Origin of the sequence: Curtobacterium sp. L3-7 (genome assembly GCF_048756585.1) — a bacterium.
In the GTDB taxonomy this organism is placed as follows: domain Bacteria; phylum Actinomycetota; class Actinomycetes; order Actinomycetales; family Microbacteriaceae; genus Curtobacterium.
In genome coordinates, this window is sequence record NZ_CP151474.1 from 829,818 (window position 1) to 851,665 (window position 21,848).

16 protein-coding genes are annotated in these 21,848 nt (G+C 70.7%); 11 read left to right on the plus strand and 5 right to left on the minus strand.

Annotation, left to right across the window (positions count from 1 at the left end; all coding sequences use genetic code 11):
• Positions 1-27: 27 nt before the first annotated feature.
• Complete coding sequence (locus AAEP80_RS04275; RefSeq protein WP_420366081.1) at positions 28-555, minus strand: MarR family winged helix-turn-helix transcriptional regulator; 528 nt, start codon at positions 553-555, stop codon at positions 28-30.
• A 55-nt stretch (positions 556-610) separates the two neighbouring features.
• Here AAEP80_RS04275 and AAEP80_RS04280 point away from each other — a divergent pair, with 55 nt between their 5' ends.
• The gene (locus AAEP80_RS04280; RefSeq protein ID WP_420366082.1) at positions 611-1,807 is read left to right on the plus strand and encodes an FAD-dependent monooxygenase; all 1,197 of its coding nucleotides are present in this window, start codon (positions 611-613) and stop codon (positions 1,805-1,807) included.
• A gap of 179 nt (positions 1,808-1,986) precedes the next feature.
• Here the strand turns inward: AAEP80_RS04280 and AAEP80_RS04285 are convergent, their stop codons facing one another.
• A complete protein-coding gene (locus tag AAEP80_RS04285; RefSeq protein ID WP_420366083.1) occupies positions 1,987-4,308 on the minus strand; it encodes a fibronectin type III domain-containing protein in 2,322 nt (773 codons plus the stop codon).
• A 166-nt stretch (positions 4,309-4,474) separates the two neighbouring features.
• Positions 4,475-6,724, minus strand: coding sequence for a helix-turn-helix domain-containing protein (locus AAEP80_RS04290; RefSeq protein ID WP_420366084.1), 2,250 nt, complete (start codon positions 6,722-6,724; stop codon positions 4,475-4,477).
• A 90-nt stretch (positions 6,725-6,814) separates the two neighbouring features.
• Here AAEP80_RS04290 and AAEP80_RS04295 point away from each other — a divergent pair, with 90 nt between their 5' ends.
• The 6 genes from AAEP80_RS04295 to AAEP80_RS04320 all read left to right on the plus strand — a co-directional run bounded on the left by AAEP80_RS04295 (position 6,815) and on the right by AAEP80_RS04320 (position 12,546).
• A complete protein-coding gene (locus AAEP80_RS04295) occupies positions 6,815-7,534 on the plus strand; it encodes an alpha/beta fold hydrolase (protein WP_420366085.1) in 720 nt (239 codons plus the stop codon).
• Between the two features lie 69 nt (positions 7,535-7,603).
• Complete coding sequence (locus tag AAEP80_RS04300; RefSeq protein ID WP_420366086.1) at positions 7,604-8,440, plus strand: alpha/beta fold hydrolase; 837 nt, start codon at positions 7,604-7,606, stop codon at positions 8,438-8,440.
• 77 nt (positions 8,441-8,517) lie between these two features.
• Positions 8,518-9,534, plus strand: coding sequence for an NADPH:quinone reductase (locus AAEP80_RS04305; protein ID WP_420366087.1), 1,017 nt, complete (start codon positions 8,518-8,520; stop codon positions 9,532-9,534).
• A gap of 79 nt (positions 9,535-9,613) precedes the next feature.
• Entirely contained in the window at positions 9,614-10,261 is a 648-nt protein-coding gene (locus AAEP80_RS04310) for a hypothetical protein (protein ID WP_420366088.1), read from the plus strand.
• A gap of 147 nt (positions 10,262-10,408) precedes the next feature.
• Positions 10,409-11,635, plus strand: coding sequence for a glycoside hydrolase family 76 protein (locus tag AAEP80_RS04315; RefSeq protein WP_420366089.1), 1,227 nt, complete (start codon positions 10,409-10,411; stop codon positions 11,633-11,635).
• A gap of 35 nt (positions 11,636-11,670) precedes the next feature.
• Positions 11,671-12,546, plus strand: a complete 876-nt coding sequence (locus tag AAEP80_RS04320) for an ROK family protein (protein ID WP_420366090.1) — start codon at positions 11,671-11,673, stop codon at positions 12,544-12,546.
• Here the strand turns inward: AAEP80_RS04320 and AAEP80_RS04325 are convergent.
• Entirely contained in the window at positions 12,536-14,311 is a 1,776-nt protein-coding gene (locus AAEP80_RS04325) for a class I mannose-6-phosphate isomerase (protein WP_420366091.1), read from the minus strand. The genes AAEP80_RS04320 and AAEP80_RS04325 overlap by 11 nt on opposite strands.
• Before the next feature lie 97 nt (positions 14,312-14,408).
• Positions 14,409-15,443, minus strand: a complete 1,035-nt coding sequence (locus AAEP80_RS04330; protein ID WP_420366092.1) for a LacI family DNA-binding transcriptional regulator — start codon at positions 15,441-15,443, stop codon at positions 14,409-14,411.
• Positions 15,444-15,570: 127 nt separating this feature from the next.
• Here AAEP80_RS04330 and AAEP80_RS04335 point away from each other — a divergent pair, with 127 nt between their 5' ends.
• Genes AAEP80_RS04335 through AAEP80_RS04350 form a run of 4 tightly spaced genes read left to right on the plus strand, consistent with a single transcriptional unit; the run spans position 15,571 to position 21,793 of the window.
• Complete coding sequence (locus AAEP80_RS04335; protein WP_420366093.1) at positions 15,571-16,842, plus strand: ABC transporter substrate-binding protein; 1,272 nt, start codon at positions 15,571-15,573, stop codon at positions 16,840-16,842.
• Positions 16,839-17,789: a carbohydrate ABC transporter permease gene (locus AAEP80_RS04340; protein ID WP_420366094.1), complete on the plus strand. Its 951-nt coding sequence runs from the start codon at positions 16,839-16,841 to the stop codon at positions 17,787-17,789. Before AAEP80_RS04335 ends, AAEP80_RS04340 begins: the two co-directional genes overlap by 4 nt.
• A gap of 13 nt (positions 17,790-17,802) precedes the next feature.
• Entirely contained in the window at positions 17,803-18,621 is an 819-nt protein-coding gene (locus AAEP80_RS04345; RefSeq protein ID WP_420366095.1) for a carbohydrate ABC transporter permease, read from the plus strand.
• A gap of 52 nt (positions 18,622-18,673) precedes the next feature.
• Positions 18,674-21,793 carry a glycoside hydrolase family 38 C-terminal domain-containing protein gene (locus tag AAEP80_RS04350; RefSeq protein ID WP_420366096.1) on the plus strand — a complete coding sequence of 1,040 codons (3,120 nt, stop codon included), beginning with the start codon at positions 18,674-18,676 and terminating at the stop codon, positions 21,791-21,793.
• Positions 21,794-21,848 lie beyond the last annotated feature (55 nt).

Sequence of the window (21,848 nt, forward strand, 5' to 3'; positions counted from 1 at the left end):
GTAATTGACCTCGGCAGGGCCCGAGTGTCACCGGCGCCGTACGGGCTCGGCGCCGGTGCGCGGCGGCGCCGGCGTCTCCCGCAGGCGACCGGCCGCCGTGGTCGCGGCGTCGGTGATGGTGTGGAGGAAGGTGGTGACCTGGCGGAGGTCGTCGGCGCCTGTGCGTCGGAGGACCGTGGCGATCTCCTCGCTCGACCGTTCCGCGAACGCGCGCGCCCGGTCCTCCGCCGCCGCGGTCGGGCGGAGCGTCACGCGCCGTCGGTCGGTGTGCTCCCGGCTCCGGACGATCAAGCCCGCTCCCTCGAGGCGATCGACCAGCACCGTGACCGACCCGGAGGTCATGCCGATCAGTTGCCCGAGCCGTGCGGGGGACAGTGGTTCCCCGGCAGAGGCGGCCCAGAGCACCTGTCCGAGTGCGTGCGCGTCGTTGGTCGGCAGGTCGAGCCAGACCGCCATCTGCTGGTTCAGCTCCGTGAAGGCCACGGCCCAGTCGCGGAGCGCCTGCATCACGTCGACCTGGGGGACAGACCAGGTCGTGTCGAAGACGTTTTCCATCAGACTCCTTCAATGTGCAGTCGCTTTACTGTAAAGACAGTATCGAGGAGGAGCCATGGAACAACGCACCGCGATCGTCTCGGGAGCCAGTATCGCCGGACTCTCGGTGGCCTACTGGCTGCGGCGCACGGGCTGGCAGGTCACGGTCGTCGAACGCGCGGTCTCCTTCCGGGACGGCGGCCAGAACGTCGATGTCCGCGGCGTCGCGAGGGACGTCCTCCGTCGCATGGGTCTCTTCGATGCCGTGAAGGCGAAGAACACCACTGAGACAGGCACGGTCCTCGTCGACGCCGACGGGAAGGTGACGGCCGAACTGCCCTCGGAGGGGACGGACGGTGCGACGGCGGAGCTCGAGGTGCTCCGCGGCGACCTCGCCCGGGTGGTGCTCGACCACCTGCCGGACGGCGTCGACTTTGTGTACGGACAGACCATCACCGCGGTCGAGGACCGCGGTGACGCGGTCACGGTGCGCCTCGCGGATGGCCGGGCGCTCGACGCGGACCTGCTCGTCGTCGCCGAGGGTGTTCGGTCGTCCACACGTCGACTCCTCTTCTCTGGCGACGACGTCGAGGAGCGCGACCTCGACGTCACGATGGTCTTCGGGACGATCCCCCGGACCGACGGCGACGACGACCGCTGGCGTTGGCACAACTCCGTCGGCGGCCGGCAGGTCCACCTCCGGCCCGACCCGTACGGAACGATCCGCGCGATCCTCGCGTACTCGCCGGGCGGCGACCTCCTCGGCCTGACGCGGGCCGAGATGCTCACCGCCGTGCGGGAGCGGTACGACGGGGCAGGGTGGGAGGCACCGCGCATCCTGGAGGCGCTCGAGACGTCCGACGACGTCTACGTCGACCAGCTGCAGCAGGTGCGCATGCAGACCTGGCACCGCGGCCGGGTCGTGATGGCCGGCGACGCAGCGTGGTGCGTGACACCGATGGGTGGTGGTGGTGCATCCCTCGCCCTCACCGCCGGGTACGTGCTCGCCGCCGAACTCGCCGCAGCACCCGACGATCAACCCGGCGCGCTCATCGCCTACGAGAGGTGGATGCGCCCACTGGTCGACGACGTCCAGCACCTGCCGCGCGGCATCACGGCCTTCGCGTACCCGCAGACGCGCGTCGGTCTCGCAGTGCGCGGGGTCGCGGACAAGGTCCTGCTCTCCCGGCCCTTCCGCCCACTCGCGGCGAAGCTGACCCAGGTCGCACAGACCGAACGCGACCTGCCGCCGCTCCATGACGAACGACGGTGATGGCGAGGTGTTGCGTCGGTCTGCCGGAGCGCTCGCGCGAGTTCGAAACGTCGCCGCGCTCGGCAACCTGACATGCACCGACGACGAGTTTGCGCCGGTGTCGAGCAGCGGTGCGTCGATGGCCTGGCGACGGCGTGCAGCGTTCCGTGCACGTCGTCGCCAGGCCGTCAGGTCAGCGCTCAGGCGCGGCGGCGCCGTACCACGATCAGGCCGACACCGAGCAGGACCGCGAGTGCGGCACCGCCGACGAGGAGCGGCGAGATCGTCGACCCGGTGAAGGCGAGCTCCGCGGCGGCCTGACGAGCCACCGCGGTGGTCGTGGCGGCCACGGTGGCCGGCGCGACCGTGAATGCGTGCGACACGGTGACGGGGTCCGCCCCGGTGCCGTCCAGCGTCAGCACCAGCTCGTGGGCACCTGCGGCAGTGCCGGCCGGGATGATCACGTCGGTGTCGAGCACGCCGTCGTCGCCGATCGTCACCGTCGCCAGGCGGACCGGCGTCGAGTGCAGGTCGATCGTCACCGTGGCACCCGCGGGCAGGTCGGTCGCGCCGAGGTGGACGGATGCACCGACGGACAGCGTGGTGCCGTCGATCGAGTCCCCGTCGATCCGCGCGGTGGGATCGAACACGAACGGCGTGGTCGAGACGCTGGCACTCGGGGTGCCCGGCCCGACGGGCGTGACGGCACGCACGCGGAACTCGTAGCGGGACCCGTTGTCCAAACCACTGATCGTGACCGGGGAGGTCGACGCGTCGACGCCGGTCCACTCAGCGCCGGCGGCACGGTACTCGACCCGGTAGCCGGTGACGGCCGCACCGCCGTCGTCCGTGGGCGCGGTCCAGGAGAGGACGGCCGCCCCGTCGGCGGGGTTCACGGCCAGGTCGTTCGGTGCGCTCGCCACGGTGAGGGGCGTCGCGGTGGCGAGTTCGCTCCAGGGGCCGGTGCCGGCTGCGTTCACGGCGGCGACGCGGAAGGAGTACTCGGTGCCGTTGGTGAGGCCCGTGACGTGCGCGGATCCGGTGGCGGCGGCGATGGGCTCACTCCACGTGGAACCGTCGCTGCTGTACTCGACCTGGTACCCGGTGACCGGGGCGCCGTTCGCGTCGGCCGGCGCCGACCAGGTGAGCGAGACGGACTCGTCGTCACCGGTCGCCTTGACCGCCTGCGGCGATCCGGCCACGCCGAACGGGGTGGTCGGGTTGCTCGACGCGGCGGGCCCGGTGCCCGCAGCGTTGGACGCGGCGATCCGGTACTCGTAGGTGGAGCCGTTCTGCAGCCCGTCGATGACGGCGCTGGTGTCGGCCGCGGCCGGCGTGGCGACGTCGGCCCATGGTCCGCCGTCGACGCTCTGGGAGATGGTGTAGCCGGTCAGCGGGCTGAAGCCGTCGCTCGCGGGCGCGGCCCAGTTCAGCTCGACCGATCCGTCACCGGGGGTCATGCGGAAACCGACCGGAGCGGACGGCGTCGTGTAGGGGGTCACAGCGGCGCTCGGGCCGGACGCGGCACCGGTGCCGGAGGCGCTCGTGGCGGCGACCTGGAACGTGTAGGCGGTGCCAGGGGTCAGGCCGTCGATCGTCGCGCTGGTGGCGGCGGTCGTCGCCGTCACGTTGCCAGGGGTCGACGTGACGGTGTACCCGGTGACGGGGTCGTCGCCGGCGTCGGTGGGTGCCGACCATGACACCGTCGCGGAACCCGCGCCGGCGGCTGCGGTGACGTCACCCGGAGCCGACGGCACCGCCGCCGGTCGGACGACGATGGTCGAGGTGACGTCCTGCTGTCCCTTGTCGTTCGCGGAGCGGATCGTGAACGTCGAGGAGCCGACCTCGGTCGGCGTGCCGGAGAGCCGGCCGGACTGCGAGAGGGTGAGGCCCGCGGGGAGCGTGCCGTCGACGACCGAGAGCGTCGGAGCGGGGTAGCCGCCCACCGTGTAGTCGTAGGAGTAGGGGTGGTCGACAGGGGTGTTCGACGTCGGGGTGCCCGAGATCGTGCCACCGGCGACGACGTACTCGCGGAAGGCGAGGTCGTAGCTGGAGGCGTAGCTCTGGCCCATGTAGATCGCGCCGCCGCCTGGGTAGACGTTCGTGTCGCAACCCACGTACGCGTTCGACGGACCCTGGAACGAGATCGCGTACGAACCCCCCGCGGTGACGGGGGCGGTGGACGTGATCGGGACCGAGAACCATCCGACACTGGAGACGGTCGCCGACCCGGTACCGAGGACCGGGCCGGTGGGGAGCCCGTTCTGCGCCGCGCGGATGGTGAGGTTGTACGTGGCAGACCCGGTGACCTGCGCCTCGTACAGGTCGATGCCCGACACGAGTCCGCTGACCGTCGGCGTGAAGGTCTGGCCGTTGTCGCCGTTCGACCACGGGCCGAGGCGGTACGTCTCACTCGCTTGGTCGAGCGTGCCCTGCTGGGCAGCCTGGGCGGCGCCCGCGGAGAGCAGCGCCGGCGCGAGCGCTGCCGCGAGGACTGCGATGCTGGCGACGGCCATCCGCATCGGCCGGACGGTTCGGGTTGGAGACGGAGCGGTGCGTGCGCGCAAGAGCGTTCCTTCGGGAGAGGCTCCCTCCTGCAGGGAGCAGGCCGATCATATGAGCCCTCTTCGCTTCGTTACGCCGCGATGCTCACCCCAGTTCGGGTCCCGAGTGACGCCCGAAGGGCCGCTACCTCTCGGCCCGGAGCCGCTCGACGTCCGGCAGGACGGCGAGCAACCGGTTCTCGGAGGCGATCCGCTCGGCGACGGCGAGATGGTGCTCCGCGCGTTTGGCTTCGTCGGTCTGCCGGAGCGCTCGCGCGAGTTCGAGGTGCGCCCTGGCAAGACCTTCGGCGTAGTGGGCCGCCGCGGCTTCCTCGATGACGCCGGGCATCGTCTCCAGGGCGTAGGCGGGATTGCCGGACCGGGTGAGCACGTCCGCGAGGACGGTCCGTGTGCTGACACCGGTGACCAGCATGAGGTTCGGCTGGACCCGGTCGCCACGGTCGGCGAGGAGCCGGAGGATCTGCTCGTAGTGGGCGGCTGCACCGGCGAGATCGCCGGAGTGCATGAGGAAGTTCGCGGTCATCGAGAGCGTCTGTGTGACGCCGTCCTGATCACCGGCGACGGTGAGGAGTTCCATCGCCCGGCCCGCTTCACGGAGCGCCGTGTCGAAGTCGAGGAGACGGCCGCGCGTCCACGCGAGGTAGAACAGCGCCCAGCCCTGTTCCTTCACGTCGTCCGTGCGTTCGGCGGCTTCCACCGCGATGACGGCGGCGCGGTGCGCGGCATCGAACTCGTCCTGTGTGAGGTGCAACCACGCCGCGTACCCGTGGTGCACGGCGATGTCCCGGTCGGTGCCGGATCGGGTGGCAGCGTCGGCGGCGGTCAGGAAGAGGATGCGCCAGAGATCCCATGCAGGCCACGTGTCGGAGAACCAGTGCAACGCCTCGGCGACGTCGAGGACGAGCTGGTCCTCGCCGAGGGCGTACGCCTGTTGGATCGCGCTGGCCCACTGCGCGCCTTCGATGCGCAGCCAGGTCTGTGCCTGGTCTGCCGACGAGAAGTGCCGTCCGGGGGCTGCTTGATCAGGCTCGCGGTCGGGCTCGAACCAGAGGCCGGCGTTCTGGGCGGTCTGCAGCACCCAGTGTCGGAGTGCTCGTCGTTGGTGCCCGACGGCCGGCTCGTCGCGTCTGGACAGGGCGGCGGCGAAGAGCCGGACCAGATCGTGGAGGTGGTAGCGGTTGCTGCCCCGGGCTTCGACGAGACCGAGATCGGTCAGTTCGTCGAGTCGGTCGGCAGCGTCGTCGGGGTCGGTGGCGGTCGGTGCTGCGGCGAGGTGCGCATCGAAGGTTGCACCGTCGATCAGCGACAGGCTCCTGAACAGCTGTTGCGACGCGGTGTCGGTCTGGTCGTAGGAGAGCGTCAGTGCCGGCTCGACCGCGAGGTCTCCTGCGACGAGCGCGCTCAGCGGGTTGCGGCGCGCGGACATCTTGTCGAGGAAGTCACCGACCGTGGAGCGTGGCTGCGCCGCCACGCGGTTCGACGCGATCCGCAACGCGAGCGGCAGATCGCCACACGCCGCAGCGAGCGCGTCGGTGTCCCGGTCTGTGCGCTGGGCGGCTGGGACGATCCGACCGATGAGCTGGGTGCTCTCGGCACGGCTGAGGGACTCGAGCGTGATGCGTTGCACGTTCACCAGTCCGGCGAGGCTCCTGCGTGAGGTCACGATGACGACGATGTTGGTCGCCGTCAGGACCGGCCTGATCTGGTCCTCGTTCGCGGCGTTGTCGATCACGATCGCGACGCGCTGCGCGTCGGTGATCCGACGCCAGTGCGCGATGGCCTCGTCCATGCTCGAGATGTCACGGATCTCGGACGTCTGCGCGATGAGCGACGCCAGTACTCCGAGCGGCGACAGCGGCAGCGAGTTCATGCCGTTGAGGTCGATGAACGCACGTCGGCAGTCGTCGTGTTCGTGGCGGCGGAGTGCCTCCAGCGCGACGGTGGTCTTCCCGACGCCGGCAGGGCCACAGATGACGAGGACCGGCGCGGCCCGACCGCTGTCGGTGCCGCGGAGGAACGCCGCGACCGCCGCCATCACGTCGGGCCGTCCGGTGAAGTCCGTCACGAGCGGAGGGGCCAGCATCGCGGAACGACGAGAGCTCCCCGAGACGACACGGGGGGCGCGTGCCAGACGCAGCAGCTCCTGTTGCTCGGCGTCGTCGAGGCCGAGCGCGTCGAAGAGCGCGGTGAGGGTCCGCCGCTGTGGGGCGGCGCTGATGCCGCGTTCGATGTTGCTGATGGTCCGGTCGCTGATGCCGGATGCGTGCGCGAGGCTCTCCAAGGTGAAGCCCGACAGCAGGCGATGCCGGCGCAGCCGGTCACCCAGTGGTTCTGCGTGCGGTTTCTTCATGCTTTCTTCCTGGCGTCGGTGCACCCGGTGGCCCTTTCATGAGGGGCATCACCATGGTGCCTGACCGTCCGATCAGACGCGAGAGGACCGCACCACGGGGAAGGGGAACTGCTCATGCCAACGCCCACCATCATCCTCGTGCACGGCGCCTTCGCCGACTCCGCGAGCTGGGCTCCCGTCACCAGGGAGCTCCTCGACCGCGGTCACACGGTGCTCGTGCCGCCGGTCTACAACCGCAGTCTCGCCGAGGACGCCGCCTCCGTCCGGGCCGTCGCCGAGCACGTCGACGGCCCCGTGGTCCTCGCCGGCCACTCCTACGGTGGCGCGGTCATCACGGTCGCCGGCGCCGCGGAGAACGTCGTCGGGCTGGTGTTCGTCTCCGGCTACGTCCTCGAGGTCGGTGAGAGCCTCGGGCAGCTGCAGGGCGGTTTCCCGGACTCCGACCTCGCCGCGAACCTGGTGTACACGCCGTACCCGATCGCCGGCGCGGAGGACGGCACCGACGTCTCCGTGAAGGTCGACGCGTTCCCGCCCGTGTTCGCCGACGGAGTCGACCCGAAGACCGCCGAGGTCCTCGCGGTGTCCCAGCGGCCGCTGACCGGAGCAGCGTTCGGGGATCCGGCGTCGACGGCGGCGTGGAAGGCCACGCCGGGGTGGGGCATCGTCTCCACGAACGACCACACCATCAACCCCGACGTCGAACGCTTCGGGTACGAACGCGCCGGCCTCCGGGACGTCGTGGAACTCCCCGCGCCGCACCTGGTGATGCACACCCACCCGGCCGAGGTCGCCCGCGTCATCGAGACCGCCGTCCGCGAGACCACCACCGACTAGCGCCGCGCCCGACCACCGACCCACCAGCGACGACCATCCACCACCCACGACCACGTACAGGAGAACACCATGGGATTCGTGACCACCGACGACGGTGCAGAGATCTACTTCAAGGACTGGGGCAGCCACGATGCGCAGCCGATCGTGTTCCACCACGGCTGGCCGCTGTCTTCCGATGACTGGGACGCGCAGATGCTGTACTTCCTGGCCGAGGGCTACCGGGTCGTCGCGAGCGACCGTCGCGGGCACGGCCGTTCGTCGCAGATCGGCACCGGCCACGACATGGACCACTACGCCAGCGACGTGTCCGCGGTGGTCGAGCACCTGGACCTGCACGACGCGATCCACATCGGCCACTCGACCGGCGGCGGCCAGGTCGCTCGGTACGTCGCCCGGTACGGTCAGCCGCAGGGCCGCGTCGCGAAGGCCGTGCTGGTGTCCGCGGTCCCGCCGCTGATGGTGAAGACCGACGCGAACCCCGACGGCACCGACATCTCGGTCTTCGACGGGTTCCGGGAAGCACTCGCGGCGAACCGCGCGGAGTTCTTCCAGGACGTCGCCGCCGGACCGTTCTACGGATTCAACCGCGACGGCGTGACGCCGTCGGAGCCGGTGATCGCGAACTGGTGGCGGCAGGGAATGACGGGCAGCGCCCTCGCGCACTACGAGGGCATCAAGGCGTTCTCGGAGACCGACCAGACCGAGGACCTGCGCGCGATCACGGTCCCCGTCCTCGTCCTGCAGGGCGACGACGACCAGGTCGTGCCGTACCGCGACGCCGCACTGAAGCAGGACGAGCTCCTCAGCGACTCGACGTTGAAGATCTACGAGGGGTACCCGCACGGCATGCTGACGACCCATGCTGACGTGATCAACCCCGACATCCTCGCGTTCATCCGCCGCTGACCGGACCTGATTGGGTCGCCCGGTACGTTTCCCCTCGGCGAGAGGACGTGGAGTCCTCGGCGAGAGGACGTGGAGTCATGAGGGCTGCTTGGTACGACGAACAAGGTCCGGCGAGCGAGGTGCTGCGAGTCGGAGAACGACCTGATCCCGCTCCCGGCGAGGGGGAGGTCCGGGTCCGGATCGCGTTCTCCGGGGTGAACCCTGGTGACACGAAGAAGCGCGACGGGTGGCTGGGGTCGGCGATGCCCTACCCGGTGGTGATCCCGCACAGTGACGGTGCGGGCGTCGTGGACCGGGTCGGCGCGGGCGTCGACGAGGGCCTGGTCGGCCGCCGCGTCGCCGTGCACGGCGCGCAGTCGTACCGGCAGTTCGGCACCGCCGCCGAGTACACCGTCGTCCCGACGGACCTCATCACCCCGCTGCCCGACACGGTCAGCGACGAGATCGGCGCGCTCCTCGGCATCCCCGGGATCACGGCTCACCGGGCTGTGTTCGGCGACGGCCCGGTGACCGGGAAGGTCGTCCTCGTGCACGGCATCCGCGGCGGTGTCAGCGGGATCGCCGCGCAGCTCGCGCAGTGGGGCGGTGCGACGGTCATCGGCACGGTCCGCCGATCGTCGGACCTCGATGCGGCAGGGCTCCCCGACGTCGATCACGTCATCGCACTCGACGACGACCCGGCGGCCGCCGTCCGGCGCATCGCACCGGACGGCGTCGACCGGATCGTCGAGGTGGCGCTGGACGCCAACGGGGACCTGGACGCGTCCGTGATCGCGAACGACGGGGTGATCGCGACGTACTTCGCGCGCGGAGACCGCGTCTCGCTGCCGTTCCCACCGCTGCTCTTCGCCAACGTCACCGTCCGGTTCCTCGGCAGCGACGACTTCCCACCGACCGCGAAGCGCGCCGCGATGGACGACCTGGTCACCGCCCTGGATGCGGGTGCGCTCCGCCTCTCGGTCGGGCAGGTGCTTCCCCTCGACCAGATCGCGCAGGCGCACGACGACGTCGACGCCGGTCGTACCGGCCGCGTCCTGGTGCGGGTCGCTCCGTCGTGGCCGGCCCGCGACGGCGCGAGCATCCCGTCGGCGTGAACCGCGAGCCGCATCGCGGCGGACGAGGATCGCCGTCGTCGTCGGTGAGTACGCTGGCGACTGTGATGGGCGAGGCATCGTGAGCGACGGTCGGTCGACCAAGCTCCGCGGCCTCGATGCCGTCTCGGTCGGAGCAGCGGTGTTCACCGCAGCCGGCCTGTGCACCTGCGCCACGCTCCTGATCGACGTCAGTCACGAGGTCGCGTCCGTGGCGTCGCTCTTCGCCGGGCCCCTGACACTCGCCGGCTTGCTCATCCTGGGCTTCGGTGCGTCGGACGAACGTCCGTTGCGGGCGGTCCCGGCCGCGCAGGCGCTGCTCCTGGTGGCCGCGGTCGCGGGGGTGGTCCAGACGACGGCCCTGCGGGTCCGGGTCCCCGACGTCTTCTCCGAGCCGTTCCTCCGGCTGGTCGTCCCGGGGATCGGTGTCGTCGGTGGCACGGCGGTGGGTGTCGCGTGCATCCTGCTCGCCGTGCACCGCGCGAGACGCGTGGTCCCCGCCGCGGTCTTCGTCGGCCTCGGCCTCATCGCGGTCTCGGCGCTGGTCACGAACGGCACGGCGCTCCTCGCCGATCGCCTGCTCCTCGCGGCGGGATCCGGCCTCGACGTCACCTCGATGTCGATCCACCTCTCGGTGCTCGGGAGTGGCATCGGCTTGCTCGTCATCGCGGCCGGGCTGATCCCGTCGTCCCGGTCGGCGCCCCAGGGGACGGCGCGCCGTCCCCGCTGAGTCGCGGAGCAAGGTCGCACCCGTTCCCACCTCCGGACGGGAGGCACGGTGCGGGCCCGCACCGTGCCTCCCGTCCGGAGACGGCCGGTCTTGTCATGTCGTCACCCGCCCCGTATGGTAACGATACCAACGACCAGGGGAGCAACGATGCTCAGTCAGACCACCGCACCGATCACCCGCGCCGTCCGTCTCACCGCCACTGCGATCGTCATGGGCGTCCTCGTGGCCGCCGCACCGAACGCAGCCGACGCGGCGACCGCCGCCCAGAGCGCGCCGGACCCGGTCTGGCAGCAGCGCGCGAGCGCGACCTACGACGCCATGCAGGACAACCTGTACACCGGAGCCGCCGGCCACGGGCTCTACCGCGAGAACACGGACACGACCGTCGGCAACCCGTACTCCTTCCTCTGGGAGTACCGCGAAGCCACGCAGGCCGCGCTCGACCTGCAGGGGATCGACGGCGTCGGTCCGGCGTACACGAACTCCGCCGCGGCGCGCATCGACGGGTTCCAGCACTACTACGCCGTCGCTCCGGGTGGCCGCGCCGGGTACGAGTCGTACCTCCCGGCACCGCTCGGCAGCGGCGGAGACGTGTACTACGACGACAATGCCGTCGTGGGTCTCTCGTTCGTCAGCCAGTACCAGGCGACGGACGACGCCGCGTCGCTCGACCACGCGCGAGCGGCGTTCGACGTGGCGGTCAGGAGCTGGAACGAGGACAGTGCGCTCACCTGCCCCGGGGGCTCCGACTGGATCGACCGCCCGGACAACACGACCCGCGCGGCGAACGTCACCGGGCTGACCGCGCAGCTCGCGGCACACCTCTACGAGGAGACGAAGGACGCGTCGTACCTGCGCTGGAGCACCAGGCTGTACGACTGGAACAACAGGTGTCTGCGCCAGTCGGCCGGGCTGTACCGGAACAGCCTCGGTGACGACGGGAGCGTCGACTCCACGCTCTGGACCTACAACTCGGGCGCGATGATCGGCACGGCGACGATCCTCTACCGGGCGACCGACGACCCGAAGTACCTGCGCCAGACGACCTCGGCCGCGCGCGCGTCACTGCGGTACTGGAGCGCGGACGGCCGACTCCAGCAGCAGCCGGCGGTCTTCAACGCGTTCTACTGCAAGGACCTGCTGCTGCTCGACTCCGTGCAGCACGACCCGTCCTACCGCGCGGCTGCGGAGCAGTGGGCGACGGCGACGTGGCGGGACAACCGCGACCCGACGACCGGCCTGTTCCACTTCCAGCCGAGCGGCGGCGGCGACCCCGACTGGGCGCGGCCGGCAGCGACGCTCGACCAGGCGGCGATGATCCAGGTCTTCGCCGTGCTCGGGTGGTCGTCGGACCGCCTCGGGGACGTCAGTTGAGCGATCGGCGGAGCAGCGAGGCCCCCATCGGCGTCATGGACGTCGGTGGGGGCCACGTCACGGCTGCGCTCGTCGACCCCGGGTCGGCGGGCGACGTCCTCGTCGAGCGCGGAGCACCGGTCGATCCGCACGCGGCGCGTGACGAGCTCCTCGAGCAGCTCGCGGCTCCGGGACGGGTGCTGGCTGCGCACCAGACGCTCGCGGGCTGGTCGATCGCGATGCCCGGTCCGTTCGACGCCGAGGCGGGGACGGGCACGTTCGCCGGGGTCGACAAGTTCCGGTCGATCGCGGGGATCGACCTCCGGGCCGCCCTCGCCGATCGGCTCGGAGTCGCTCCGGCAGCGGTCCGGTTCGTGAACGACGCGGTCGCGTACGGCATCGGGGAGTGGGCTTCTGGGGCGGGAGTCGGCGCGCGCCGGATGGTCTGCATCACCCTTGGGACCGGGGTCGGTTCGGCGTTCCTCGTGGACGGTGCAGAGGTCAGGAGCGGGCCGACCGTCCCGGAGGCCGGGGAGGTGCACCGGCTCTCGATCGACGGGCACCCGCTGGAGGAGACCGTCTCATCGCCGGCGATCCGGCTTGCCGACCGCGCGCGGTCCGGCCGGGAGCGGACGGTCGAGGAGATCTGCGCCGCTGCCCGGGCCGGCGACCGGGAGGCACGCGAGGTGGTCGCGTCGGCGATGCGCGCGCTGGGTGCGGCGCTGCGGCCGTGGGTGGAGCGGTTCGGAGCCGACCGGGTCGTCGTCGGCGGTTCGATCGCGCGGTCGTGGGACGTCATCGAGGCCCCGCTCCGAGCCGGGCTGGCGCTGGACGAGGACGGTGACCTGGTCCGGGCCGCGCTCGGTTCCCGGGCACCACTCGTCGGCGCCGCATCGGCGTGGGCGAGTGGTGCCCGCCGGCTCAGTCGCTGAGCCCGGTCCCGCGGACCGCCGCCTTCACCGTGCCGAGCCGCTGCCCCACCCCGCGTCCGCAGGGGCGGATCGTGTAGCGGCCGACGCTCGCGGGGACGATGAACGTCTCGGCGTAGTGGACGACGAACGGCTCGAACGCGCCGTCCGGGCTCTCGACGACGGCCTCGGCGCCCTCAACGAGGTTGAGGACGTTCACGGTGCCGTCGGTGTCGTGCGGGACGACGCCGTCGAACCAGTGCCGACGGACCTCGATGAACTCGAGCTCGTGGAGCCCCGTGCGTTCCTCGACCCAGCCGTCACCGCGTGCGACCTCGGTCACCTGGTTGACGAGCTCGTCGCGGGCGAAGTCGGTGCGGCGGTCCCACTGGATGTTCGCGAAGGCGTGGTCGAGGTGCACCGGACGCGGGACCCCGTCGAGGCCGACCCGTCCCCAGTCCCACATCTTGAAGGTGAAGATGTACGGGGTCGCGGAGATCTCGAGGACCATCGAGTCCGCTCCGGAGCAGTGCACGGTGCCGGCGGGGATGAGGAAGTGGTCGTGCTTCTTCGCCGGGAAGGTGTTCACGTAGCGGTCCGCCGGGAAGGGCTCCTCACCCGACGACGCGGTCCGCAGTGCTGCCTGCATCGCCTCGGGGTCGGCGTCGTCCCGGACCCCGAGGTACACGACGGCGTCGTCCGCGGCATCGAGCATGTAGTAGCTCTCGTCCTGCGTGTAGGGCATGCCGAAGACGTTCTGCATGTAGTCGGTCAGCGGGTGCACCTGCAGGGAGAGGTTGCCGCCGGCCATGGTGTCGAGGAAGTCGAAGCGGATCGGGAACTCCGCGCCGAACCGGGCGTACGTCTTCGCCCCGAGCAGCTCGCGCGGGTGCCGGAAGACCAGGTCGAGCGCCGGGAGCTCGACGACCGTGTCGCCGATGCGGAACAGCAGGCTGTTCTCCTCGGGGACGCAGTCGAAGCACCAGGCGTAGTTGTCGGCGTCCCCGACCTCGAGGACCTCCTTCATCCACTGCCCGCCCCACACCCCGGGGTCGAAGAAGGGGACCACGCGGAAGGGGCGACGGCTCGCGAGTTCCAGGCCGGCGAGGAAGGTCTCGGCCGTGACGAGCTTCGCGTCCGCCATCGAGCCGTTCGCGTCGAGGACCAGGTCGATCCGGTCGAACAGGTCGCGCTTGTGCCGATCGGCGACGCGCCACTCGACGAAGTAGCCTCGCTTGACCTTGCGGAGCTGGTCCTCGTCGGCGTTGTCCGCGCGCCAGTTCGGCGCTCCGGCTCGCTGCCGGCGCTGGATCTCCCACCGTGCCAGGTCGGCGAGCACCACCGTGTCGAACTCGGTCGGCACCAGGGTCGCGCCCCAGCCGATGACCACGACGGGGCCCTCGGCTGCGCTGATCTGCTCGGCGACGTCCGCGAGGCGGGACGTGTCGTAGAAGTCGGTGAGCACCTGGTGCCCGAGGACGCCGAAGACGCGGTCGTCGGTGAGGTTCGCGGCGATGCGCTCCTCGATAACGGCGTTCGGCAGGGCAGCAGCGGCTTCGACGTCGATGAGGAGCGCCTCAGGGGCGACGGCGGCGAGTTCGCGGCGGAGGCCGTCCAGGTCGCTCCCCGGGTACGTGTCCACTGCCATGACGTGCCGACCGGAGAGGCGTGCGGCGAGCTGCTCCCACGTGTCCTCGCCGCTCCAGGCAGCGTGTCCCGGCGGGAGGTCGATGGTGGGTGCCTTGTCGTACTGGCCGACGGTCACCCCGGTGGGCAGGAAGGTGGACATGGGGCCCCTTTCGCGCTGATAACGTTACCAACACTACCCCGCAAGGTGCGCTGGGACGCAAGCCGGGCCTCCAGTTCGGACCGGACCGGCCGCGCGCTCAGTGGTGGACGATGTGCACCGGCAGCTCGACCAGCCGCGGCGGCTCGCCGTCGGCGGACCCGTCGAGCCGCGACAGCAGCATCCGCGCCGCGACGCGACCGAGCTCCGCCGGGTCGTGGTCGATGACGGACAGCGCGATCGGCGCCATGTCCGCGAAGTCGAACGAGTCGAACGCGAACAGGCGTGGCGGCGAGGTGACCGTCCCGTCGTGGACGGCCGTGGCGATCGCCCGGATCGCACCGACGCTGATCCGGTTGTTCGCGGCGAACACGGCGGTCGGCGGCTCGGGCAGGGCGAGGAGTCGGCGCATCGCGCGCTCCGCCGTGTCGGTGTCCTGCAGTTCGAGGACGACGAGGGACTCGTCGGGTGTCACCGCGTGTGCGGCGAAGGCGCTCCGGAAGCCGGCGAGCCGGCGCTGACCGGTCGACACCGTGACCTTGTTGCCGAGGAACGCGATCCGGCGGTGCCCGTCGTCGAGCATGAGTGAGGTCGCGTCCCGCGCGCCGTGCACGTCGTCGATCAGGACGGCGTCGGCTGCGACGTCCTCGACGGTGCGCGAGGCGAGGACGAGTGGGACGTCGTGGAGGCGATCGGCGGCGAACCGGTCGGCGTCCGCTCCGGCCGGGACCACGATGAGCCCCTCGACCTGCCGGCCGAGGAAGTCCGACAGGAGTTGCCGCTCGAGGTCCTGGTCCTCGTTGGTGGTGCCGACCAAGATGCGGCGACCGGTACCCGCGACGACCTGCTCGATGCCCTGCACCACTCCGGCGTAGTACGGGTTGCCGATGTTCGTGATCATCACGCCGACGAGCCCGGAGCGCTGTCCTGGCCGCAGGCTCCGTGCGTTCTCGTTCCGGTGGTAGCCGACCTCCGCGATGACGCGTTCGACGTGTTCCCGGAGCGCAGGCCGCACGTTCTTGCCGCCGGACAGCACCCGGGAGACCGTCATCGGGCTGACCTCGGCCACCCGCGCGATGTCCTTCACGGTCATCGCGGGCTTCCGGTTCGGTCCGGACCCCGCGGCTGCCTGCATGTGTCCCTGTATACCGGACATCCCTCTTGCGGCTGGTCCGGTGCCGTGTATGCTCCCGTTGGTAACGTTATCAATTCACCGTCGAATGGAACGCCCGATGCCCAACCCGTTCTCCAGAGGGCCTGCCGTGACCCGACGCACCGCGCTCGCGCTGGGCGGCGGCGGCCTGCTCGCCATGACCCTGGCCGCCTGTGCCAGGGGTTCCGACACGCAGCCGTCCGCACCGGGCACGGTCACCCTGAACAGCGACAACCCCACGTGGGGTCCCGGGTACGCCGCAGCGTCCGCGGTGCTCGCGAAGCGCATCGGGTACCGCATCACGTCGCGGTCGATCGCCAGCGTGAACAACTACACGCAGGTCATCCGGATGACGGCGCAGACCGACAGCACCACCGACCTCATCAAGTGGACGAACGGGTACCGGCTGCAGGACATCGCCCGCGCCGACATCCTGACCGACCTCAATCCCGTGTGGGACGCCGCGGTCGAGCACGGGTGGGTGGACCCGGCGCAGCGCGAGTCGTTCAGCTACCGCGGCAAGGCCTACGGCGTCCCCCTCTACAAGAGCTACTACGCCGTGTTCTACAGCAAGCAGGCGTTCGCCGAGCACGGCATCGACGTGCCGACGACGTTCGACGAGATGCTCGACGCCGCGCAGAAGCTCAAGGACGCCGGCATCACCCCGTTCCTCTCCCCGGGTGCCACCACGTGGGAGGCCGAGATCTGGTTCATGCAGCTGCTCGCCTCGATCGACCCGGACTACTACAAGGCCGTCACGACGGACAAGGCCAGCTACACGGAGGCCCCGGCGCAGCAGGCGATGGACCTCTGGTCCTCGATGTACGCCGAGGGGTTCTTCTCGGCGCCGGACGTCACGTCGAACGACCTGCCCGGCCTCGTGAAGCAGGGCAAGTTCGGCATGATGCTCTACGGCACGTGGTTCGCGAACACCCTCCTCGCCGCCGGGCTCACCGACGCGGACATCGGGTTCTTCCGGGTCCCGCCGCGCGGGTCGGCGGCACCGGCGATCGTCGTCGAGAGCGGGTCGCTGTCGGTCCCGGTCAAGGCGCACCGGCACCGTGCAGCGGTCGAGGTCGCGGAGAACTGGCTCGCGACCGACGTGCAGACGGCATGGGTCGGGTTCCTCGGCGACACCAGTCCGAACCCGCACGCGCTGCCGAAGTCGAACCTCGTGAAGGTCCTGGCGAAGGACATTGCCGACACCAGCCCCGTCGAGCTCACCCGCTACTGGGAAGCCTCGCCCACGCCGCTCATCGAGGGCAACGTGCAGGACCTCGGGTCCTTCATGGTGAACCCCTCGAAGCCGAACGGCGCCGCCACCCTGCGCTCCATGCAGAACCGAGCAGTGACCGAGTGGAAGACCTGGAACGCCGCATGACGCTCACACAGCCGCCCGTCCCCGACACGGTGCTCGACCAGGAGGCCCGGCCCACCGACCGACGTCGGCCCACGTCCCCGAGACGGGCACCGCTCAGGGCCCGCCTCACCGGCGGCGCGTTCCTCGCCCCCTCCGTCGTGCTGGTGGTCGCGCTGCTCGTCGTCCCGTTCCTGTTCACGATCTACCGCAGCTTCTTCAACGACAACGGGTTCACCCGGAGCTGGGTCGGGATCGAGAACTACCGCGCGATGTTCGCCGATCCCGCGTTCGGGCAGTCCGTGCTGAACACGTTCCTCTGGGTCGTCGGCACGCTGCTGCTGCCGGTCGGGATCGGTCTCGCGATCGCCGTCGGCACGTGGAAGCTCAAGCTCGGCGGCCTCGCCCGGTTCGCGATCGTGCTGCCGTACGCGATCTCCGGTTCGGCGACCGCCGTGGTGTGGACGTTCATGCTCTCGACGGACGGCGGCCTGGACACGCTCCTGCGGATGGTCGGGCTCGACGGGCTCGTCTCGCAGTGGCTGCTGCAGTGGCCGCTGAACACCGTGATGATGATCGTCGCGACGACCTGGCAGGCCACCGGCGCCTGCGTGATCCTGTTCCTCGTCGGGCTCCAGTCGATCCCGCCGAACACGCTCGAGGCCGCACAGATCGACGGCGCCTCCGGATGGCGGCTGTTCTGGTCGGTGACGTTCCCGCAGCTGCGCCCGATGACCGTCGTCGTGGTGGGGATCTCGATCGTCGGCAGCCTGAAGGTCTTCGACCAGGTGCTGCTGCTCACGAACGGCGGCCCCGGGACGGCGTCCGAGACGCTCGCGCTCACCATGTACCGCGAGACGTTCACGCTCTCGCGGTACGGATCGGGTGCGGCGGTCGCCGTGTTCCTGACGCTCGTGGTCGTCGTGGCCTCGTGGGCGTACCTCCGCCGGCAACTCCGACCCACCGACTAGCTGGAGCCGTCCGATGACGAAGACCTCTCGCCGCATCCTGGCCGTCGTGCTGACGGTCGTGTCACTGATCTGGCTGATCCCGTCGTACCTGCTCGTGGTCAACGCGTTCACGAAGAGCGCCGACTACTCGGGCACCCCGTCGTGGTGGCCGACCTCGTGGTCGCTGTTCGACAACATCGCCACCGCCTTCCAGAACGCGAACGTCGGGCAGGGCATGCTGAACAGCCTGCTGTACTCCGTGTTCGGAGCCGGTGCCGCGGTGTTCATCGCAGCGCTGGCGTCGTTCGCGGTGACGATCATGCCCGTGAAGCGCCCGACGTTCTGGTTCTGGGTGATCTACATCGGCACGATCCTGCCGTTGCAGGCCTTCCTGTCGCCGCTGTTCACCGGGTACGCCGCGGCATCGCTGTTCGACACGCAGTACGGCATGCTCCTCGTCTACGTCGCGCTGACGATCCCGTTCGCGTTCTTCGTGGTGCGCGGGCACATGACCGGCCTGCCGAACGAGGTGCGCGAGGCGGCGTCGCTCGACGGGGCCGGGTGGGTCCGCATGTTCTTCCAGGTCCACCTGCCGCTGTCGACGAGTGCCCTCCTCGCCGCGTTCGTCTTCCAGTTCACCTGGATCTGGAACGACCTGCTGTTCGGCCTGACGCTGTCGTCGAGCCCGAACATCCGGCCGGTGATGGCCACGTTGGCCGACCTGACCGGCAACTACTCCACGTACGGGCCGCCGGTGGCGCTCGCCGGGGCGCTCGTCGCGTCCCTGCCGACGATCATCGTGTTCTTCGCGTTCCAGCGGTTCTTCGCCCGTGGGCTCAACCCGACCGCCTGACCCAGACCCCGTTCCCCGCACCTCGTCCAGAACCAGAAGGAAGTCCGTCTCGATGACCGAACCCGCCCTCGTCTCCGCGCAACCCTGGTCCCACCTGGAGGCCCGTGACGGCCTGCTCGACCGGGCCACCGTCGTCGCCGCGACCATCGGCGGCACCCGCGTTCGGGTCCTCCCCGAACCGCTGAAGACCGAGCGGGACGGGGTGACGGTGCAGGCTGTGCGGCTGCTCGTCGACGGCCGGCTCCCGGACCGGGTGACCCCGACGATCGCCGGGCCGGACGGGGACCTGGTCGTCGGCAGGGCTCCGGCCCCGGACGACACATCCGTCCGGCTCCTCGTCCGTGCCGTCGACGAGCCGACCGAGGTGACCCTGGCGCTGCCCGAGCTCGGCGACGAGACCGTGTCGTTCGTGCTGCAGCCGCAGCGGGACTGGTCCGTCCACGTCGTGCACCACTCGCACTTCGACTTCGGGTACACCGACCCGCAGACCACCGTGATCTCCGCACAGCGGTCGTACGTCGACTCCGCGGTGGAGCTCGCCGCGGCCACGAGCGAGTGGCCGGACGCCGCGCGCTTCCGCTGGAACGTCGAGGCGCTGTGGGCGTTCGCCGACTGGGAGCGACACCGTCCAGCGGCCAAGGTCGCCGAGTTCGTGCGGCTCGTGCAGCATGGCTCGATCGGCCTGAGCGCGATGCCCTACAACCTGCACACCGACACCTGTTCGACGGAGGAGCTCCACGAGCTGCTGCGGGAGGCCCGACGCATCCGGGAGCAGTACGGCATCGACTTCACGACCGCCATGCAGACCGACGTCCCCGGGCAGGTCGCCGGGCTGCCCGACGCGCTGCAGGAGGTCGGCGTCCGGTACCTCGCCGTCGCGCACAACTGGGCGGGTCGCTCGATGCCGCACCAGAACGGCGCCCTCGAGCTCCCGCGACTGTTCCGGTGGCGCACGCCCGCCGGCAACTCCGTCGTGGTGTGGATGACGGACAGCCCGCACGGCCTCGCCTACATGGAGGGCCCGATGGTGGGCCTGACGGAGTCGTACGAGGTCGCCGAGACCTACCTGCCCGCCTACCTCACCGCCCTCGCGACCCGCGGCTACCCGTTCCCGCCAGGGGTGTTCGGCGCGCACGGCGAGGAGGCAGAGGGACGACCTGGGTACCCGTGGGGTGTGCTGCACCTCCGCACGCAGGGCTTCATGGGTGACAACGGCCCGGCTCGGCTGCACCTCTCCGAGATCGTCCGGCGGTGGAACGAGACCTGGACGTCACCGACACTGCGCGTCTCGACGAACGAGGACTTCTTCGCCGAGGCGGAGGCGCGCCACGGCGACGAGCTGATCACGGTCGAGGGGGATTGGGGCGACTGGTGGGTCGAGGGCGTCGGGTCGGCCGCCGTGCCCCTCGCGCTCGCTCGTGAGGCGCAGGCGACCGTGAGCGACGCCCGCTCCTTCTCGCAGGCCGCCGCGTGGCTCGGTGGTCAGGCGATCCCGACGGAGCGCGCCGACTCGGACCAGGCGTACGACGCGATCTCGATGTTCAACGAGCACACCTGGGGTGCGAGCAACTCGTGGACCCACGGCGACGAGGGCTACGACTCGGGGGAGCGGCAGTGGCAGTGGAAGGTCGCGCAGGCGCTCACCGGTCACCAGCGCGGCCGTGACCTCGAGGAGCACGCACTCGTGTACCTCGCGGACACCGTGGCGGCGCCGGAGGACGCCCTCGTGTCGATCGTGGTGGCGAACGCGTCCGGCGTCACCCGCACCGGAGCGGTCCGCTTCCTGCTGAAGGAGTCGACCGTCCCGCTCGACGCCGGTGTCGGTGTCCGTGACGGCCGCACCGGCGCTTCACTCGGGCTGGTCGTCGAACCGCAGTCCAACTCGCTGCACCGCGAGTCCGGCCGCTGGCTGACGGTGCAGCTGACCGACGTCCCGGCGTTCGGCTTCGTGCGGATCGACGTGCTGCCGGCTGACGGCGCGGTCGCCGCACCTCGGTTCCACGACGCCCTCACCACCCCGGCCGCCGAGCTGTTCTCCCTCGAGAACGCGTACCTCCGCGTGGCCGTCGACCCGAGGACCTCCACCATCCGCTCCGTCGTCGAGGTGGCGACCGGCCGGGAGATCGTCGAGCAGGACGCCCCTGCCGGGTTCAACGGCTACGTCTACGACGAGTACGGCTCGTCCGGGGCGGGCGTGAACCACCTGTCGAACAAGCTGTGGAGCTCGGACCGGCTCGAACTCCTCGCCGGCCGCACGACCGCAGGGCCGGCGGTGCTCGTCGAGCGGGTCTCGGACGCGGTCGAGGAGCGGCTGGTCTACCGGTTCGCCGCTGCCGGGGTGGACGGTGTCACGGTGACGCTGCGCCTCCGGCACGGTGAGCCACGGCTGCGCATCGAGAACCGTCTCGAGAAGCCCGTCACCCGCACCAAGGAGAGCGCCTTCTTCGCGTTCCCCTTCGCCGCGACCGAGCCGCTGGTCCGGTACGAGGTCTCCGGCGGCGTGACCGGTGACGGGTTGCAGCACGTGCCCGGTGCCCCGCAGCACATGCGTGCGATCCGCAACTGGGTCAGCGTGCAGGACGGCGACGACGCGGTGGTGTGGGTCACCAAGGACGCACCGCTCGTGCACCCCGGCACGATCTCGCTGCCGTACGCACCCTTCCCCGCGAGCACTGCGCCGAACCGTGCGGCGACCGTGTACTCGTGGCTGCACAACAACGTGTGGGACACGAACTTCCCGATCGAGCAGGGCTTCACCGCCACGTTCGAGTACGCGATCGGTGTGCGGGCGCACACGGCCGAGCCGATCGAGGCCGTGGCGGTGCAGACCACGGCCGACCTGGTCCGGCCGCTCGCAGCCGTCCCGGCGTCCGGTGTGGGCATCGCGGACCCGGCGTCGGCGGAGCTTCTCACTATCAGCGATCCCCGTGTCCGGCTCGTGTCGGTGGTCGCCGGTGACGACGAGCAGACGTCGATCGTCCGGCTACAGTCCTTCGCGGACGAGCCGGTCGACGTCGAACTCGCCTTCGGGGTGGACGTCGACACCGTCGTCCGGTCGACCTACCTCGGCGACGACACCGGGGCTCCGGTCGATCTCGTGGACGGCGTCGTGCGCACGTCGTTGGCGCCGTTCGAGGCGGCCGCGGTCCGCATCCGGCGCGCATCGCGGTGACCAGCCGCTGACGGGAGGCTCGTGGCGGCCCCGCCTCGAGCCTCCCGTCCGTCCT

What these genes read in the sequence shown, in the direction of transcription:
- AAEP80_RS04295 (WP_420366085.1), top strand. Translation starts at nt 6,815, where the DNA reads ATGCCAACGCCCACCATCATCCTCGTGCACGGCGCCTTCGCCGACTCC.
- AAEP80_RS04350 (WP_420366096.1), top strand. Translation starts at nt 18,674, where the DNA reads ATGACCGAACCCGCCCTCGTCTCCGCGCAACCCTGGTCCCACCTGGAG.
- AAEP80_RS04345 (WP_420366095.1), top strand. Translation starts at nt 17,803, where the DNA reads ATGACGAAGACCTCTCGCCGCATCCTGGCCGTCGTGCTGACGGTCGTG.
- AAEP80_RS04330 (WP_420366092.1), bottom strand. Translation starts at nt 15,443, where the DNA reads ATGCAGGCAGCCGCGGGGTCCGGACCGAACCGGAAGCCCGCGATGACC.
- AAEP80_RS04305 (WP_420366087.1), top strand. Translation starts at nt 8,518, where the DNA reads ATGAGGGCTGCTTGGTACGACGAACAAGGTCCGGCGAGCGAGGTGCTG.
- AAEP80_RS04300 (WP_420366086.1), top strand. Translation starts at nt 7,604, where the DNA reads ATGGGATTCGTGACCACCGACGACGGTGCAGAGATCTACTTCAAGGAC.
- AAEP80_RS04275 (WP_420366081.1), bottom strand. Translation starts at nt 555, where the DNA reads ATGGAAAACGTCTTCGACACGACCTGGTCTGTCCCCCAGGTCGACGTG.
- AAEP80_RS04285 (WP_420366083.1), bottom strand. Translation starts at nt 4,308, where the DNA reads ATGCGGATGGCCGTCGCCAGCATCGCAGTCCTCGCGGCAGCGCTCGCG.
- AAEP80_RS04325 (WP_420366091.1), bottom strand. Translation starts at nt 14,311, where the DNA reads ATGTCCACCTTCCTGCCCACCGGGGTGACCGTCGGCCAGTACGACAAG.
- AAEP80_RS04280 (WP_420366082.1), top strand. Translation starts at nt 611, where the DNA reads ATGGAACAACGCACCGCGATCGTCTCGGGAGCCAGTATCGCCGGACTC.
- AAEP80_RS04320 (WP_420366090.1), top strand. Translation starts at nt 11,671, where the DNA reads ATGGACGTCGGTGGGGGCCACGTCACGGCTGCGCTCGTCGACCCCGGG.
- AAEP80_RS04340 (WP_420366094.1), top strand. Translation starts at nt 16,839, where the DNA reads ATGACGCTCACACAGCCGCCCGTCCCCGACACGGTGCTCGACCAGGAG.
- AAEP80_RS04315 (WP_420366089.1), top strand. Translation starts at nt 10,409, where the DNA reads ATGCTCAGTCAGACCACCGCACCGATCACCCGCGCCGTCCGTCTCACC.